Below are 17,067 nucleotides of genomic sequence, written 5' to 3'. Positions count from 1 at the left end.
TGCCGTCGAGCGGGGGGTCATGTTTGCAAGCGTTAGGCCGTATGTCACCGCGGGTGTGGCACTGGTTGGGGCGAGCGTCATCGCCGTCACACCGATCAGCCCCCCACCCGCGACGGCGGTGGTGGCGAGCCCAGCGGTGCAGCTGACCGCGATCCCGAGTCCGCTACAGCTCTACCCGCAGGTTCTTCAGACAACGCTCGCGAACGTGGATGCCCAGCTCGACGATTACTTCAGCGAACCCTTCCCGATCATCGCAGCGACCGTCGAGAACTATGCGCAGGCGTTCGACGACGCAGTCACCGCATTGCAGTTTGGCAGGTCCGACGAATTCTTCGTCTCCGTGGCCCGCATCGTCCTGCAACCGTTAAGGAGCATCGTGCTGAGCACCGGGGGCTTCCTCTACGAGGTGTATGGAGGACTCCCCGAAAACCTGTTTGGCGCGGCGATCGGCCCACTGTTGAACGGCATCGCCGCAACAGGTCTCGCGATCACCGACGTATTCGAGGCGATCACCACCTTCGACGTCGTCGGGCTAGTCAATGCCGTCATCAACATCCCGGCCCGCATCATCGACGGTGTGCTCAACGGTGTGCCGGGGACTTCGTTCGGCTCCTTCGACAACCTTCCCGGTCTGCTGACTCCAAGGTTCGCTCGCCCTTACAGTTCAAGCCTGATCACCTTGTTGATCCGCCTGGACCAGAATATGGGCAGGGCGATCACGCCTTACTCATCGTCGGCTGTCACCACGTGGTCCGGTCCCGGGGCGCAAAGCATGATGCTCACCACTGAGCCTGCGACGGAACCTGTTGCGGCGCAGAAGCAGTTGCCAACTCAGGACGAGGCCGCGCTGGAGGAGAGCGGCCCGGTGGCTGAGGAACTCGACCTGCCAACGTCCAATGTGCCCGGCGAAGAGGAACCCGCTCAGCCGGAAGAGCCCGCACCCGCCGGCGAGCAAGAGTTCACCGGCGACATGGGAACAGGGCCCACACCCGCTAAGGAAGAGCCCGCCGGCGACATCGGAGCAGAGCCCACACCCGCTGAGGAAGAGTCCACCGACGACACAGAGCCAGAGGACGAGGACTCGTCAGAGCCCGCGGGCGACACCGAAGGAGGCGACGGTGACGCGAACGGGAACGACTCGGGCGGCGAGGCTTCCTAGTCGCCCGCAATCTCGCGCATTCCGTTTGTCCTAAAACTCAGAAGTGTTAAGCGCTCTGCTCGAAGGATGCCACTCGCGGACCGTTGCCACGAACTCTTCAGACGCGTCGGACATCGGGTAGTGGCCGACGCGATGCAGCGTCCTCGTCGAGTGGTAGGGAAATGTGAGTTCCAACCGCTTGCGGTACTTATCGGTGAAAATAGGGTCTGAGTCGCCCCAGATGATCAGGGTCGGCAGCTTGGAAACGGGCGCAAGGTGTTCCGCTAGCTGGACGAAAAACTGCCGCGCGCCCACAAGGTCCGCTGGTTGTGTTGCGGAGGCACGCTGTTGTTCCGGCGTCGATGTCGCGCTGCGGTAGTGCGCCATCTCGGCGTCTGTCACCTTGCGCCGCTTATGCGTTGCCGGGATGAAGTAGTTGACGAGCGGGTTGAATCGCCCCATCAATGCGCGGCCAACAGGGTTGCCCATGCCGCGCGAGGCCACTTCGCTGAACAGATCGCCGTTGAGCGGCCACGCCCAGGTATTGGTCAGAATGAGACGTCTGAACAAATCCGGGCGTTGTTCTGCAGCGTATAGCCCGAGCGGACCACCCCAGCCGTGACCAACCAAGGTCAGCTCGCTCAAACCAAGATGGTCGAGGAACGACACGAGCAACTCCGCGTGGTCAATGGCGTGGTACCCATAACCGGGGGCTCCGGTAGATAGGCCGAAGCCCGGGAAGTCCAGTGCGACACAGCGAAACTGGCTTCGCAGAGCGATGATGACGTCGCGGTAGACGAAGGACCAGACAGGATTGCTGTGCAGCATCAACAGTATTGACCCTGAGCCCTCGTCGATGTGGTGCACAACGTTCCCGTCCAGCTCCGCGAAGCGGCTTTCGAACGGGAACATCGTGTCGTCGACCCATGCCGGCCTCACCGCAACGGTCATAAGAACCCCTTCTCCGACTATGTGGTTGATATAATCAAGACAGATTTAAAATATCAAGCGGACGGTGGAGATGAGTCGGAGCTACGGCCAATACTGCGGACTCGCGAGGGCGCTCGACATCGTCGGTGACCGCTGGAATCTCCTGATCATCCGTCAGCTTCTCGTCGCCCCGGCGCGCTACCGGCAGCTCGCTGAAGGGCTTCCTGGCATCGCAACCAACCTGCTCACAGATCGGCTACGCGACCTCGAATCGGCCGGCGTGGTCGAGCGCCGCCTAACCAATGACGGCGGACACATCGTGTACGCCCTTACCCAATGGGGCGCCGAACTGCGGGGTCCGATTGAGGGCCTCGTCCGTTGGTCCACGCCACTGATGATTCCCGGGCCTGAAGGTGACCAGTTCCGCTCTGAATGGCTTCTCATTGCCCTCCCCGCTCTCTTCGCGGGGCGAGTTCCCGCCAAGTGGCCGGCGACCATAGGGATAGCTGTTGACGGACGCCTGGTCCAAGTCCATGCGCTGCAGACAGGTGTCGAAGTAAAGCCCCACGATGGCCGAGAACTCGACGCCATCATCAGCGCCGACGCTCACATAACGCTCGGGCTGGCCTCCGGCATGCTCAACCTGGATCAAGTTCGCGAGATGGTCACCATCGAAGGCGATGAAGCCACCCTTCGGAGCGTCCTCACCGCGGTCGAATCAGGCGGCGGCGCATAACCGAGTCTTGTTTTTAGAGAACTGAGACGCTCTGAGCGCGTCGCCGGTCTGCCGCATAGCTCCAGGTCGAGGTATCTCGTTTTTCGTCTCATTCCGCGTGTCTCAGATCTGGACTGTCGGGCGATTTGACAGTGCGGAGCCTGCGTAGATTGCCGCGCGCGCGAATGAGGGCTCTGGGCAAGACTCGCCGGAAGAAACGCTTAACGACCGTGAAGTCCGCCAGGTGGGGCCAGGCACACTTTGCACGACCGTACGGTTCTAGGCTCCCGCCATTTAGATGGCAAAATCCCTCCGCCATCTCCATGGCAAAGCAAGAGAGACTGCAGGCCACACGACCGGCGTATGTCACGCAGTTTGGAACCTACGCCCTCAAAGGTAACGTCCACCGTGTGGGGCGGAGGCGCGGCGATCACGAGCGCGCGGTGCACGGTGATGACGGAGCTGAGCGCAGACTGCATCGAGAGATGCAGGGCGCCTTGGCGGAGGTGCGGACAGTGCAAGCGGCCGAGACGTTCCGCCAGATCGACTCGATTCTGTCGGCCACCCGCGATGGCGATGAGGTTGTCGAGATCGACTGTCTGAGGATGAAATACGAGCCGCCGCCGTTCGATCGGGTCGATTTGATCTCGCCGATCGCGCCACCGGCTCTCGAACGACCGCCCGCAGAGCCCGTCTTCCACCCGCCGCCGGAACCCACCGGCATGAGCAGGATGTTCGGCAACAAGGCCCATGCACAAGCAGTCGAGGCCGCCCGTGCGGAATGGCAAGCAGCGCATGCGCAATGGGCGTACTACGTCAACCGCGCGCTACCGCAGAAGAACGCTGCATTGCAGTCCCGGCACGCCGCCGCCGAGAAAGCACGGCGAGAGGAACTCGCCGCGGAGATGGCGCACTACGAGCGCCTCTGTGCTGACCAGAAGCGGCACGTCGAGGAAAGCAATGCCTTGCTCGAGCAATTCCGTGAGGCACTTGAGGCAGGCGACCGCACCGCCGTCGAGGACTACGTCGGGCTGGTGCTGAACAACTCTGTCTACCCCAAGGCGTTCGACGTCGATCACGATTACGGTTTCAAACCGGACGACGGCACGCTGACGGTCGAACTCACAGTCCCCGCGCCCGACACGGTTCCCGCGATCAAGGCCTACGAATACGTCGCGGCCGGCGACGAGATCCGGGAAATCCCGGTGACGGAGAACGAACAGCGGAAGCGCTACAACACGGCGGTGGCAGCCGTCGCCGTACGCACCTTTCGCGACGTGTTCACCGCAGATCGCGGCAAGTATGTGAAAGCCATCTCGTTGTCGGTCGGGACCGCGGCGATCAATCCCGCGACCGGCCTCACCGAAGACGTGGTCTTCATCAGAGCTGCAGCCGACCGCTCCGAGTTCCTGCGGCTCGACGCGGCTCACGTGGATCCCACAGCGACGCTGGCCTACCTGCGATCAGCGTTGTCCGACAACCCTTTCGCCCTTGAACCGGTGAGCGTCGGCTCACCACCGGTCCATCACGCCGAATACCTGCAACCCGTAGATGACGGCGACTGTGAGGAAGAGGACGAACACGAGTCCGACGACGACCATGCCGGCGATCGATACCGGTGTGAACCGCCGCGCCGGTAGTGGATCCCGGTTTGCCGACGCGGACAGCGATCCCGAGTCAGGCGGCGTGTCGCCGGGCTCGACGCTCCCGCCTTCGGACAACCCGGTGGTGTCGCTGGGGTCAGGGTCGGGAGGTAGCGCGGTCATACGTTCGCCGTTCCCCACTCCCGGCAACCTCTCAAACACGTTCGGCACCCACGGGACGTTTCGTCAGAGTTCGGTCACGACTGCCGGCGGTTGTTCACGTGGCAGACACACCTGGCATTCGGCCTTCCCGGAAGGCCTCTACGAAGTGGCGGTGATCGTCGCGAACCGTCGAGGCGTACGACAGCGCGAATTCGACCATATCGGTCACGAATTCGTCTTCGCGGTCCCCGATGACCGCCACGATCGCCTCCTCGGTCTGGAAATCGACGAGCGACTGGTCGCTGTCGGCGTCGCTGACGCAGTGCACCTTGGCGACCGCCTGGCCCAGTTGCTCGATGACTTCGGAGAGCTCATCGGGTTCGGTGAGCTCGCTCCAATCCAGATCGGCCTCGTACGGCGAGAGTTCGCTGACGACGAAGCCGACCCCGTCGATGTCGGTGTAGCCGAGCAAGGGGTCGGCGTGTGCCTGTAGTGCACGTTGGGACACCGCCGTGCGGTGGCCTTGGTGCTCGAAGTAGGCGTGCACCTCGGGGTCCTCGACGACGCGGCTCGGTGCAGCGACGTTTCCCTGCTTCATCGACAGCACGACGTCGTTGTCCAACGCCTGGTTGAATCCTTCGATCAGAACCGTATAGGACGGCAGACCGGCGCTGCCGATGCCGAATCCGGTCTTCGAGATGACATCCTTGACGTCGTAGGCGATCCCGCGGAAGCGCTGCGCTGTCGGGATGGTGTCGAGGTAGCGCGCGAACGCGGCCTCGACCTTCTCCCGTTCGGCATCGTCGAGTCGCACCACCCCGCTGAGCTCGCGGAAGCGGCGGTCGTTCTCATCGACGACGGTGATGTGGTTCAGCATCTCGGCGCGGGTGGACAGCCGCGCCGACTGCAGCGCAGTCAGCACCGCACCGCGGGCGGTCAGCAGATTGAGCGAGAAGGACGCATCGTCGTCGACGTCGACGAACCACCGCACCTGTCGGACATAGGCGCGGATGAACGTCGCAATCAATGCGGTGATGACGTCGTCGGAAAAGGCCTTCTGCTAACACATCAGCGCGACACTGGCCGCAAACCGCATGAGGTCCCAGGTGAAGTGCCCGACATAGGCCTCGTCGAAGTCGTTGACGTCGAAGATGAGGACGCCCGCGCCGTCCATGTAGGTGCCGAAGTTCTCGGCGTGCAGGTCGCCCTGTATCCACACCCGGCTGGTGCGCTCGTCGGCCCACCTGTCGTCACGGGCGGCAACGTCGGCGTAGAACAGGCAAGCGCTTCCGCGGTAGAACGCGAACGGATCGGCGGCCATCTTGCGGAATTTGGTACGGAATGCGTCGGGGTCGGCGGCCATGAGGTCGGAGAATGCGTCGACGAGGCTGTCGACGATGAATGTCTCCCGGTCCGTACCGCTCATCAGCCCAGAATGCCCATCCCGGGGGGCGTCGAATCCGCCCGGTCGCGGGCCCCCGAATGGCGAGACGCCAGCTCGGAGCAAGCAAACGGTTTGCGTGCGAACCCTTTTGCGGATGCGGCACAACAGGGATTAGATCCGACCAGTCGCGGGAATCCGGCAGCACGAGCAGGGACGCCTGAGTGCGGGCGTGTCTCGGCCTCACTGATTCTCGTCGAAAGAAAGGTGTGTCATGAACCGATTGATTGTTGCAGCCGGCGCATGTTCGGCCGCAGTAGCCGCATCTCTGACTTTCTCCGCAACGGCGTTCGCCGACCCCGAGGAGCCTGCTCCTGCGGTGGACGGCACGGCTTCCGAGGGGCCGAACGCAGCCGCCGAGATCGCGCGACTTCAAAGTGAAGGCAAGTCCGTGCAGGTCGTCGGTAACGACGGGGCGGCCCCGTTGGAAAGCTGTGACGTCGCGAACACGACCGAGGGCGAGGTGGCCAACACCGTGATGGTCGAGGTCACGTGCCCCGTCACTGACTTCTGACCGGTTTACGGCGCGGCGCTGGGGCAACGGGGCCCTGGTGCCGCGCTCGTCGTTTACCCGGCTCTGCGTTTCGAGTGGTTCGGAGCGGGCATCCAAGCCACATCACAGGGATGGGAGGAACGGCGTGACCGAACCAAGATCCGAGCCGTCGACCGGCGAGTTGGTCAGCCAACTCACCGAGCAGACGTCGCGACTCATCCGCGACGAGCTGCGGTAGGCGCAGAAAGAATTTCAGCAATCAGCGAAGCATGCGGGCATCGGTGCGGGGCTGGTGGGTACGGCGGGATTGCTCGCGGTGATTGGATTGATGACGCTCGTTGCCGCCGCCGTCGCCGCGTTGTCCCTCGTGCTTCCGGTGTGGGCAGCAGCAGTAATCGTCGCGGTGGTGTTGTTCGCCGCCGCGGGCGTGGCCGCCCTTCTCGGCAAGAAGCAAGCCGAACAGGTTCCTCCTCCGACGGCTGAATCCGTCGAGAGCGTGAAGGCCGACATCGTCGAGATCAAGGGAGCACGCCATGGCGTCAGAACCTGAGCCGCGTCCAGATGCCGGCATCGACGAGTTGAAAGCCGACATCGAGCAAACGAGGACAGAGCTCGGCGAAACTGTCGGCGCGTTGACGGACAAGCTGGACGTCAAGGGCCGCGCGGAGGATGCGATTCACGACGCCAAGGACACGGTTGTGCAGCGCGGCCACGATGCCGTCGACACCGTGAAGCAACAGCCGGCGGTGCCTGTGGCACTGGTGGTGGCGGCCGCGCTGGGCATCGGCCTGATCATCTGGCGACGACGACGCCGCTGAGCTAATCCTGGTCCGGTTCGGCGACTTCCGGTGCGATCTCGCGCGTCGCCATTCCGCCGTCCCGGCCGTGATCGGCCGGTCCCGGAGGCTCGAGGTCGCGATCGTTCGTGGCGTCTTCACGTGCGTGCCTGTCCATAGCGGCGGGGGTACCCCGGTGGACCAGCCGTCACACCGCGCTGTCGTCGTGGACCTTGCTGGTGAGGAACGCGCCGAACCACCGCGCCGCCGGATCGGCGTCGACGAGCATCGCCTTCGCCAACAGTGTCAGCGGAATGGCCAGAAGGGCCCCGAGCGGGCCGAGCACCCATCCCCAGAAGATCAGAGAAGCCATGGCCAGGGTCACCGACAGGCCGGCGGTGTCGCCGACGATCTTCGGCTGGATGACGGTCTGGACGACGAAGTTGATGACGCTGTAGACGACGATCACGATCAGCATCGTCACCGGCCCACCTTCGAGAAGACCCAGCAGCGCCGGCGGAACGAGACCCAGGACGAATCCGATGTTGGGAATGTAGTTCGTGATGAAGGCCAGCAGTCCCCACAGGAGCGGAAGCGGGATGCCCATGATCCACAACGCCATGACATCGAGTGCCGCCACGATCAGCCCGAAAACCGTTGACACCAAAAGGTATTGCCGGGTGCCGTGACTGAAAGTGCGTAACGCCTGCACCAGTTGCGGACGGTCCCGTTCCACGACGGCCAACCGGCGGCCGTAACCGGCGGCATCAGCTGCCATGAACAACGCCAAAGTGGCCACCAGAAGCAACGCCGACAACACGCTCACCGTGCTGCCGAGCGCGGCGCCGACCACGCTGAACACCCGGTTGGCGTCCACGTTGAGGGCCTTCTGCACCTGCTGCTCGCCGACGCCGTACTGGGCGAGAAGCTGTCGCGCCTGCCCCAGTAACTCATCGAATTTTCCTTGATACTGCGGCAGTATCGTCGCGAACCGGGCAACAGAGACCACCATCGCTGCGATGAGCCCGAGCAGGATCGCGTAGATGACCGTCAAGGCAATGGTGACCGTAGCCCATCCGGGAAGTCCCCTGCGGTGCAACCAGTCTCGCAGCGGATGAACGGCGATGACCAGCATGAGTGCCAAGACTGCCGGCCCCAGAATGCCGGCTGAGGCTTTCATGCCCGCGATGACGACCACTCCCGCGGCGAGGCCGAGCATGAGAAGCACGGCCCGCGGCAGCACCCGCGTCGACTCTCCCGAACCAGTGATGGTCACGGCCTTCCGATACCCCTGCTCCTGCGCGTTATCTGACCGCGGGGCGAACGTCAGCCGAACAGTGCGTCGGTGGCCGGGGGCTACGTGGTCAGGCGTACGCTGCTGGACGTGATCGAGATCTCCCTGAGCGAGATGCGCAGCTGGTTCGGCTTCGGCGTGGCGGGCAATTTCGCGGGCCACCTCGAACAGGCGGGCGAGGCGGTCGATTTCGTCAACGTCGCCAGCGAGGGCGCTGCCCCCAAGGGCATCTTCCCCTGGTACGCGCCCGGCTCGGATACGTTCCTGGGCGAATTCCCGCTGTCCAACGATGCCATCGTGCTTCCCGGCGAAAGTGACGGTCCCCTCAACCTGCAGATCGAGCCGGAGGTCGGGCTGGCGTGCCGGGTGGTCTGGGACGGTGACACCGTCGTCACCTTGCAGCCGTTCGCGCTCGGCGCGTTCAACGACTGCTCGATCAGGCGTCCCGGCGCCCCCAAGATCAGCGTCAAGAAAAACTGGGGACCGGAGTCCAAAGGTGTCTCGGGGCAATTCTTCGACATCAGCGACCTGACCCCGGACGGTCCGACCGCGACGTTGCGTCTGGTCTGCTATCTCGACAGCGGCGGCGAAAGGCACGAGTACGGCGTCGACAGTCCCCTGATCGGCTACTCGTATTACGGCGAGGTCCTTTTGGACTGGATCGTGGAGCGACTGGCGAACCAGAAGGGCTCGCCGGACACACCCCTTGAGGATGTCGGCGCGCTGATGGTCGCCAGCGGTCACCCGGAGAACGTGCTGATCGGTATCGGGGCCACGCGGTACACCCCGCTGGGGGAGTCCACGTTCCTGAAGACGGGCGACAACGCGATCGTGCGCGTGTACGACACCGCCTCCGACGCGTCGGCGGAGTTGCGCCAGAGCGTCCGGTAGGCCCGAATGTCGGTGGCAGGCCAGCGCGCCTTGGTGATGGGCGCGAGCGGCAATGTCGGAGCGTGCGTGGTCCGGCATCTGGCCACCGCCGGGGCTGACGTGCGGGTGCTCTTGCGAAAGACGAGCTCCACCAAGGGAATCGACGGCTTCGGGGTCGACCGTCAGGTCGGTGACCCTTTCGATCCTGAGGTGGCCGCCGCTGCCATGGCCGACCGCGAGGTCGTCTACTACTGCATCGTCGACACCCGAGCAGAATTGAAGGACCCCGCCCCACTGTTCGCGACCAACGTGGAAGGGCTGCGCGCGGTTCTCGAGGTCGCCGCGACCGCCCGGTTGAGGAAGTTCGTCTTCCTGAGCACCATCGGAACCATCGCCGTAGGGGCTGACGGGGAGGCCGTGGACGAGGACACCCCGTTCAACTGGGCGGATCGCGCGGGAAGCTACATCGAGTCGAGGCGGGCCGCTGAAGACCTGGTCTTGACGTACGCGACCGAGCGTGGCGTGCCGGCCGTCGTCGTCAACGTCTCGAACCCCTACGGCCCGCCCGACTGGCAACCCCGGCAGGGAATGTTCGTGCAGCTGGCCGCACTGGGCAAGATGCCGTTCTACGTGCGCGGCGTGGGCGCCGAGGTGGTGGGCATCGACGACGCCGCCGACGCGATGCTGCGTGCCGCCGACCGCGGCCGGGTCGGCGAACGCTACATCGCGTCCGAGCGCTTCATGTCGCACCGTGAACTGGTCACCACCGCAGCGGATGCCGTCGGCGCTCGCCGGCCGAGGATCGGAATCCCCATGCCGGTCGTGTATGCCATGGCCGCCCTCGCCGATGCGGTCGGATCCGTTCTGCCCGTGACCATTCCGATCAGCAGGCAGAGCGCCCGCCTGCTGGCCTTCACCTCGCCCGCCAGCCACGCCAAGGCCACCCGCGAACTCGGCTGGGAACCGAAACCCACCGAACACTTCATCAGGCTGGCCGCGGAGAACTATCTCGAACGCGCCAAGGCCACCGGCTGAGGCGGCTTCCGTGTTCCACGGCGCAGCGCGCGGCCTGCTATAGAGTACGTGCGATCCGCGCGACGTGGCGTCGCCGGCCAGCCCTGTTGGAGGCCCCGTGGCACAGAACGATGCCTCGCACCGCCTGGGCCCCTACCGAGACCCCCAGGTCGATACGCAGGTTCTGGATGCGGTGCGCGAGCTGCTGGTTGACCGCGGCTACCAACGAATCTCGATGGACGCCATCGCCGAAAAGGCAGGTGTCAGCAGGCCGACGATCTATCGACGTTGGCCATCGAAAGCGCATGTCGTCTATGACGCGGTCTATCCGGACACCGCGCCCCACGTCGAGGCTGCGGCAGCCGATGCCTTCTCGGAGATCAGAGGCGCGATCCGCGGCATCTTCGAGGTGATGGGCGAAGGCTACGCCCGGGAAGCGCTGCCGGGTCTGATGGCCGATATGCGCACCGACGCCACGCTGCAACCGAAACTTGCCGAGCGACACAACATCATGATCCGCACCGGTATCGAAGGTCTCATCCGCCGGAACGCCGAATCGATGCGCCAGGTCGATGCCGCCGCCCTGCTCGATCTCATCGTCGGTGCCGCTATCAGTGCTCTGTGCATCCGGGACATCGACGAAGTGGACGGATTCGTCGAGGCGGTCACCGACATTCTCCTCCATGGCGTGCTGAAGCACGCCGAGGCCGACTCGGACTAGCGCCGGGCGCTTCGGCGCGGCCGTCTGCTGATGCTGCCGTAAATTTTTGCTGGATTGCTCTTGAACCCGGGTGTGACCGCTGCTACATTGCCGTTACAACATGTAAATACAAGCTGTAATCGCTAGGAGAGCAATGTCGCCGCTGGCCCGCCGAAGTGCAGTTTCAATCTCGGAGAACGAATCCTTTGCTCGGCCTCGCGCGGGCCACGCAGGTTTCATCGGCCGTGTCGGCGCCCTTGCCGTGTTTCTGGGCGTGGGGACAGCCCTTGCTGTGCCAGGTGTGGCCGCTGCGGATTCGGCGGACTCGTCCGGATCCGGACCGTCGACCTCGCAGTCGGATGCGTCCGAATCCGACGCCGACCGCAATGCCGATGCGGGACAGGACAGCGACAGCGACAGCGCAGAGCAGAAGCGTCGTTCGACCAAGGCGTCGAATGAAGACGACAAGGCCGAAGACCTCGGTGAGGCCGACGAGGCCGACGAGGCCGACAAGGCCGACGACGTCGACGAGGCCGGCGACCACGAGGACGACGTCGAGGCGACGGTCCGGGACTCCGAATCCACTGAGGTGGTGGATATTCCGCACGGCGGCGATGACGAACCCGAGGCGCCGCCGGTAGAGCCCGAGCCCGCGATGGCAACCGTGGTCACCGCTTTGCTCACCGGAGTCTTGAACCCACAGGGAGCAGGCGACACCTCACCAACCCAGACACCTGCGAAGTGGGCGGCAGCGTCACTGGTGCGCAGACAAGAGGCCGACGCTGCGACCCCGACCGCAGGAGCGGTGCCCACCGCCGCGACGCAGGCGCTTTCACTCGAAGCCCAGGCGGCAGCGCCATCCGCGCCCCGCGCACCCTTCCTGCCCTTCACGCGGGCGGCGATCGGCAACGCGATCACCATGGTGCTTTCCCACCCATTCCAAGTGCTGTCGAAGCCCATCACGGCCGCGGTGTTCATCGTGAACTCGGTCGTCGACGGACTGCTGACCGATATGGGCCTCGTGCCCGCCCTGCCCTACGCGAACTCAGGCTGGGTGACCCTGCACGGAGATCCAGGCAACCGCAAGTTCCAGCCCGGGGTCGACCTGTCGCAGAATTACAACAGGTGGTCGGCACTGCAGGGCGCCGGAATCCTGGCCGCACCAACGATTCTGCCCAATGGAAACGTCGTGGTCACCACCGGTGTGGCCGCGGGCGGATCGAATCTGCACGTCATCGATCGTGAGGGCAACATCGTCTGGCAGGCGCAGCCGTGGGACGGTCAGGAGGGCGTCGACTCCGGCGCCGTACTGTCGAGTCCGATCATCGACCGTGCCGGCAACATCTATGTCAGCGACGGCGACCAGGTCTGGTCGTTCGCCGACGACGGGACGGTCCGCTGGGTGACCGCGTTGCCGACGGCACCGGAGAACCCGGCATTGAGGCCGGGGTCGCGCAACATCAACCCGTTCATCACCGCGACGCTGACCCATGACGGAACCGTGCTCGGCGTCACGGTCTACGGCCAGATCGTCGCGCTCGACGGCAAGACCGGCGAACTTGCGGCACCCATCTTCCAGATCCCGGGACCCCTGGCCGCCCGGGCCGCGACCGACCCGCCGCCCACGCTGTGGACCGGTGGTTACATGGATCCAACGATCATCGACCCGATCTGGCAGGTTGCCTTCGGCGGTCTCTACCGCACCACCAACACGCCGGGTGTCGATTCCAAGACCGGCCGGGTGTTCGTGGCCGCCACCGATATCGAGGCGGGCAAGGGCGCGCTGTACGGCATCGACTACATCTCCGCCACGCCCTTCTCGCAGGGCGAGATCAAGGTGGCGTTCGCGACTCAGATGGGTCCCGGCAGCGGTTCGAGTCCGACGGTGTCCACCGATGGCCGGGTGGTCTACGCCAGCGACGACGCGGGCGTGCTCTACGCCTTCAGCACGCGCACCGGTAAGCAGATCTGGGCGACCGCTTCCAACGCCGAAGCTGCCTCGGTCGCCGTCGACGGCAGTGGCAACATCTACGTGCTGACGCGTAACAACGTGATGTCGTCATTCGACTCGGCGGGCGAGTTGCGTTGGCTGGCAGACGTTTCAGCGCTGACGCAGGAGCTGCCCGTGAGTCCGATCCTGGGTGCTCCCGTCGCCATCGGCGGAGGCAACCCCACGGTGGTGAACGGTCGCGTCGTCCAATCTGTGGTGTACGGCTACAACTTCGTGGCCCAGGGGCGGACGGTGTTCGTGCCCGTGAAGGCCACGCTCGTCGAGTTCGACCCCGAGACCGGGAAAGGCATCCGGAACATCGTCGACACGAACGAGGGCACCGAGGGCATCTTGAACATCGCGCCGGACGGGCGGATGTATGCCAGCCTAGGCGCTATCACGACGACGTCGGTTGCACCTCTGGCTCCGATCATCAACTCGCTGTTGCCTGTAGGGCTCAAAGTCCTTACGCCGTCCGGCGGCTTCAACGGATTCACGCCCGCAGTGCTCTGAGCGTCACGCAACTTCTCGCAGAGTCGCCTCCCGCCAACCGGGGGAGCAGGTTGGGTGCTAGCCACCATTTCCGAACCGACTCCAGTCGAGTGGAATTTTCTGCAGTGCTCCAGACATTCCACTTGATAACGCCGCCGGAGCGGCCCGACTGAGGAGTAATTCATGTCCGATCGCCGTTCTGTTCGACGTGCTCTGATCATGGCCGGTGTCGGCGGTGTCGCCGCGGCAGGCCTGCTCGGCCCCGGGACCGCCAGCGCCCAAGCCGCCGAGTCCTGTTCCGATGTGGAAGTCGTCTTTGCCCGTGGCACAGCAGAACCCGCCGGCCTGGGTCTTGTCGGGCAGGCATTCGTCGACGACCTGCGGAACGCCCTCGACGGGCGCACCGTGAGCGCCTATGCGGTGAATTACCCCGCCTCATACGACTTCCTGCAATCGGCCCCGCTGGGTGCCGACGACGCCAGCGCCCACATCCAGGCAACCGCCGCCGCCTGCCCCGATACCAGCATCGTGGTCGGTGGCTACTCCCAGGGCGCCGCAGCCGTCGACCTGATCACCGCAGATCCCGGCGCCGCCTTCGGTTTCGGTCGGCCCATGCCGCCTGCCGTGGCCGATCATGTCGCCGCGGTCGCGGTGTTCGGCAATCCGTCGACGAAGATCGGCCGGCCGCTGACCGCCATCAGTCCGCTCTACGGCGGAAAGACCATCGACCTCTGCAACGGCGCCGACCCGGTGTGCTCCAACGGCGACAACCGTCCCGCGCACAGCCAGTACGTGCAGGCCGGCTTCGCCCAGCAGGCAGCCGACTTCGTCGCAGGCAGGATCCCCGCGCAGAGCCCGTCGGACGTGATTCGCAACACGTCGGGCGCGGTCGGCTGACGCGAATCACCGCGTACCGGCGCGCCGCCGTGCGACAGTGCCCACGTGGCGCAGCGCGTGGCGGTGATCGGAGCCGGGCCCGGTGGACTAATTTCGGCTCGCTGGTTGCTCAGCCAGGGCTTTGAGCCCACGGTGTTCGAGCAGGCGCCCATCCTGGGCGGCCAGTGGACAGGTCTGCGGGGCATCAGCGGTGTGTGGCCGGGTATGCACACGAACACCAGCCGGATCCTGACTGCCTTCAGCGACCTCGCCCACGGCGACGAGCGCACCTTCCTCCCCAGTGACGACGTTCTGGCCTACCTGCAGAGGTACGCCGCCCTGTTCGATGTGGAGCGTCGGATTCGGTTGTCCACCAAGGTCACTCGCATCGATCGGCAGGGTGGTCAATGGGTCGTCGAGCACGGCGGTGACGCCGAGGTCTTCGACAAAGTGGTGGTCGCGAGCGGGCGTTTTCGCGCTCCGGTGCTGCCCGAGGTGCCCGGGCTCGACACCTTCACCGGATCTGGCGGTGTCGCCACGACCTTCCAGTTCCGCGGGGCGGAGCGCTACCGCGGGCGGAGCGTGCTGGTCGCCGGTTGTGCGGTGAGCGCGCTGGAGATCGCGTCGGAACTGGCGCACAGCGGCGCGGCGCGGGTCGTCGTCACACAGCGACGACAGCGCTATGTACTGCCCAAGTTCGCCGCAGGCGTGCCGTCGGACCACAGGATCTTCACCCGGTACGGCACGTTGGCCGGCGAAGGGCTGCCGCCCGCCGAGGTCGATCGGCAGCTGCGTGAGATCGTCGTCGAAGCCGGTGGCAGCCCAGAGCAGTACGGAGCACCGGACCCCGGCCCGTCTCTGTTCGCCGCGGGAGTCACGCTGAGCCAGCAGTATCTGCCGCTGGTTGCCGAGGGCAGGATCGCGGTTCGCCCCTGGCTCCGATCGGTGTCCGGGAACGAGGTCGCCTTCGGCGACGGCGACACGGAACCGTTCGACGCGCTGGTCTTCGGGACCGGTTTCGCGCTCGACATCCCTTTCCTCAGCGAGGACGTCGCAAGGACGCTCGACGTCGACGCGGTCCATCTCGACACCGACCGCCACACGTTCCATCCCGACCTGCCGGGGCTGGCATTCGTCGGGATGTGGGATCAGTCCGGCGGCTACTTCGTCCCCCTCGAGCTTCAGGCGCGGTGGATCGCTTACACGTGGGGCGGCACCATACCGGCACCGGATCCGTCCGAACAGCGTGGCGCGATCGAGGCCTACCGCGCACGCCGCGGGATGCCGCAGAAGACTCGAATGAACCTGGCCGCGTTGATGTTTGCGCGTGCGGCTGGATGTGAGCCGGACCTGGACTCGTGGCCGGAGCTTCGACGGGCGCTGCTGTTCGGTCCGTTGGCACCCAGCTGCTTCCGTTTGGGTGGCCCCGATGCTCTGCCCGGCGCCGCCGACGTGTTCGCGCGTGAGGCCAGGGCGTTCGGCGCGATCGCCTCGAACGACATGACGCCGCGAGAGCAGGCGTACTGGAGCCTGCTGAGTTGATGCCGCTATGGCTCGCGAGCGCGTTTGCGTTCGTAGAGCTCGCGGTCGGCCGCCGCGAACAGCACGTCGAGCTCACGCCTGTCGGCCCGCCCGGTGGCAACGCCGTAGGTGACGTTCACGGCCAGGCCTTCACACATCTCGTCGGCAAGGGCCCGCGCCCGTTCCTCGCTGTATCCGCCGACGATGAGCACGAACTCGTCGCCACCGATTCTGCCGATCACCGTCGAGGGCGGGGCCAGCGCACGCCATCGCCGCGTGAGATCGCTCAACACGAGGTCGCCGACGGCGTGCCCGCGCTGGTCGTTGACGCCCTTGAAGTCGTCGACGTCGAACACCACCACCGAGACCTGCTGGCCCTTGCGCCGCGCCTTGGCCAGCAACCGGTTCGCCTGGCGCCGCATGCCCGCCCGGTTCCACACCAGCGTGAGGGGGTCTCGAAAGGCGGCGTCCAGCAGCGCGGAGTTGCCCAGCCCGAACACCTCCGCGGCGCCGACGATGCTCAAGACGTACAACGCCAACCACAACACGGGGACGGGCGCCGGCGCGACCATCAATGCGCCGGCGGCGGTGGCGGCCAGCGCAGGCACCGCGATCCGTGTGGTGCGCGGAGAGTGCCAGGTGCGAATGAAGATCGCGATGAACATCAACGGCACGACCGACCAGATCTGCGCAACCACCTGTTCGTGGAACACCACCGCGACGATCGGCGAAGCGCCGGCACACACCAACGCCGCGAGATAGCGCCACCCCATGAGGTCCCTCGGAAGGCACAGCGCGAGGCCGACCACCGTCAACGCCACCGAGAGCGACTCGCCGCGGGCATCGGTGCGCGGCACGTCGAGTGCAAGACTTTGGACCACGGCCAACGCATAGATGGCCAGGAGCAGCCCGAGGTAGGTGCACAGCATGCGGCGCCGCAGCAGCTCGTCCAGAGGCCGGCCCAGCGAATCGGCGTCGGCGCGGGCATTCACGACCACGGGATCAGCCTAGAAGACGATCCAGCCCGGTTCTTTGCCAGATCTGCATCAGTAGGACTGATGATTCTCGGTTT

The 17,067-nt window shown here is 65.3% G+C and carries 15 protein-coding genes and 2 pseudogenes; 11 read left to right on the top strand and 6 right to left on the bottom strand.

The genetic code is table 11. The features are described from left to right. Positions 1-136: 136 nt before the first annotated feature. Entirely contained in the window at positions 137-1,159 is a 1,023-nt protein-coding gene (locus ACAG24_RS12165; RefSeq protein WP_370473314.1) for a hypothetical protein, read from the top strand. Positions 1,160-1,189: 30 nt separating this feature from the next. Here the strand turns inward: ACAG24_RS12165 and ACAG24_RS12160 are convergent, their stop codons facing one another. Next, positions 1,190-2,089, bottom strand: coding sequence for an alpha/beta fold hydrolase (locus tag ACAG24_RS12160; protein ID WP_370473313.1), 900 nt, complete (start codon positions 2,087-2,089; stop codon positions 1,190-1,192). A gap of 70 nt (positions 2,090-2,159) precedes the next feature. On the opposite strand from ACAG24_RS12160, the gene ACAG24_RS12155 reads away from it, so the two are divergent. After that, positions 2,160-2,804 carry a winged helix-turn-helix transcriptional regulator gene (locus tag ACAG24_RS12155; protein WP_370473510.1) on the top strand — a complete coding sequence of 215 codons (645 nt, stop codon included), beginning with the start codon at positions 2,160-2,162 and terminating at the stop codon, positions 2,802-2,804. Positions 2,805-4,294: 1,490 nt separating this feature from the next. Here the strand turns inward: ACAG24_RS12155 and ACAG24_RS12150 are convergent. Next, complete coding sequence (locus tag ACAG24_RS12150) at positions 4,295-4,549, bottom strand: DUF6480 family protein (protein WP_370473509.1); 255 nt, start codon at positions 4,547-4,549, stop codon at positions 4,295-4,297. Positions 4,550-4,643: 94 nt separating this feature from the next. Then, positions 4,644-5,954 (bottom strand): annotated as a pseudogene (locus tag ACAG24_RS12145) (DUF2252 domain-containing protein). Positions 5,955-6,183: 229 nt separating this feature from the next. Here ACAG24_RS12145 and ACAG24_RS12140 point away from each other — a divergent pair. The 3 genes and pseudogenes from ACAG24_RS12140 (at position 6,184) to ACAG24_RS12130 (ending at position 7,280) form a co-directional block, all read left to right on the top strand. Then, on the top strand, positions 6,184-6,483 hold the full coding sequence (locus ACAG24_RS12140; protein ID WP_370473312.1) for a hypothetical protein: 300 nt from the start codon (positions 6,184-6,186) through the stop codon (positions 6,481-6,483). Positions 6,484-6,607: 124 nt separating this feature from the next. Further along, a pseudogene (locus ACAG24_RS12135) lies at positions 6,608-7,012 on the top strand (phage holin family protein). Continuing rightward, complete coding sequence (locus ACAG24_RS12130; RefSeq protein ID WP_370473311.1) at positions 6,996-7,280, top strand: DUF3618 domain-containing protein; 285 nt, start codon at positions 6,996-6,998, stop codon at positions 7,278-7,280. Before ACAG24_RS12135 ends, ACAG24_RS12130 begins: the two are co-directional and overlap by 17 nt. A gap of 1 nt (position 7,281) precedes the next feature. Here the strand turns inward: ACAG24_RS12130 and ACAG24_RS12125 are convergent, their stop codons facing one another. Together ACAG24_RS12125 and ACAG24_RS12120 are read right to left on the bottom strand one after the other, a co-directional pair. Next, positions 7,282-7,416 carry a hypothetical protein gene (locus ACAG24_RS12125; protein WP_370473310.1) on the bottom strand — a complete coding sequence of 45 codons (135 nt, stop codon included), beginning with the start codon at positions 7,414-7,416 and terminating at the stop codon, positions 7,282-7,284. A 30-nt stretch (positions 7,417-7,446) separates the two neighbouring features. Beyond that, complete coding sequence (locus tag ACAG24_RS12120; RefSeq protein ID WP_370473309.1) at positions 7,447-8,514, bottom strand: AI-2E family transporter; 1,068 nt, start codon at positions 8,512-8,514, stop codon at positions 7,447-7,449. A gap of 108 nt (positions 8,515-8,622) precedes the next feature. Between ACAG24_RS12120 and ACAG24_RS12115 the strand changes: the two genes are divergently transcribed. From ACAG24_RS12115 to ACAG24_RS12090, 6 genes are all read left to right on the top strand, one after another. After that, positions 8,623-9,423: a DUF5718 family protein gene (locus ACAG24_RS12115; protein WP_370473308.1), complete on the top strand. Its 801-nt coding sequence runs from the start codon at positions 8,623-8,625 to the stop codon at positions 9,421-9,423. A 6-nt stretch (positions 9,424-9,429) separates the two neighbouring features. Then, a complete protein-coding gene (locus ACAG24_RS12110) occupies positions 9,430-10,437 on the top strand; it encodes an NAD-dependent epimerase/dehydratase family protein (protein ID WP_370473307.1) in 1,008 nt (335 codons plus the stop codon). A 97-nt stretch (positions 10,438-10,534) separates the two neighbouring features. Next, the gene (locus ACAG24_RS12105) at positions 10,535-11,137 is read left to right on the top strand and encodes a TetR/AcrR family transcriptional regulator (RefSeq protein ID WP_370473306.1); all 603 of its coding nucleotides are present in this window, start codon (positions 10,535-10,537) and stop codon (positions 11,135-11,137) included. 280 nt (positions 11,138-11,417) lie between these two features. After that, a complete protein-coding gene (locus ACAG24_RS12100; RefSeq protein WP_370473305.1) occupies positions 11,418-13,619 on the top strand; it encodes a BamB-related PQQ repeat family beta-propellar protein in 2,202 nt (733 codons plus the stop codon). A 162-nt stretch (positions 13,620-13,781) separates the two neighbouring features. Continuing rightward, complete coding sequence (locus tag ACAG24_RS12095; RefSeq protein ID WP_370473304.1) at positions 13,782-14,495, top strand: cutinase family protein; 714 nt, start codon at positions 13,782-13,784, stop codon at positions 14,493-14,495. Between the two features lie 45 nt (positions 14,496-14,540). After that, positions 14,541-16,016 carry a flavin-containing monooxygenase gene (locus tag ACAG24_RS12090; protein ID WP_370473303.1) on the top strand — a complete coding sequence of 492 codons (1,476 nt, stop codon included), beginning with the start codon at positions 14,541-14,543 and terminating at the stop codon, positions 16,014-16,016. Positions 16,017-16,021: 5 nt separating this feature from the next. Here the strand turns inward: ACAG24_RS12090 and ACAG24_RS12085 are convergent, their stop codons facing one another. Continuing rightward, a complete protein-coding gene (locus ACAG24_RS12085; RefSeq protein ID WP_370473302.1) occupies positions 16,022-16,993 on the bottom strand; it encodes a GGDEF domain-containing protein in 972 nt (323 codons plus the stop codon). Positions 16,994-17,067 lie beyond the last annotated feature (74 nt).

The organism is Mycobacterium bulgaricum, assembly GCF_041287165.2.
In the GTDB taxonomy this organism is placed as follows: domain Bacteria; phylum Actinomycetota; class Actinomycetes; order Mycobacteriales; family Mycobacteriaceae; genus Mycobacterium; species Mycobacterium bulgaricum.
Note: the sequence above shows the minus strand (reverse complement) of the source record. Positions and strands in the feature narration are given on the sequence as shown.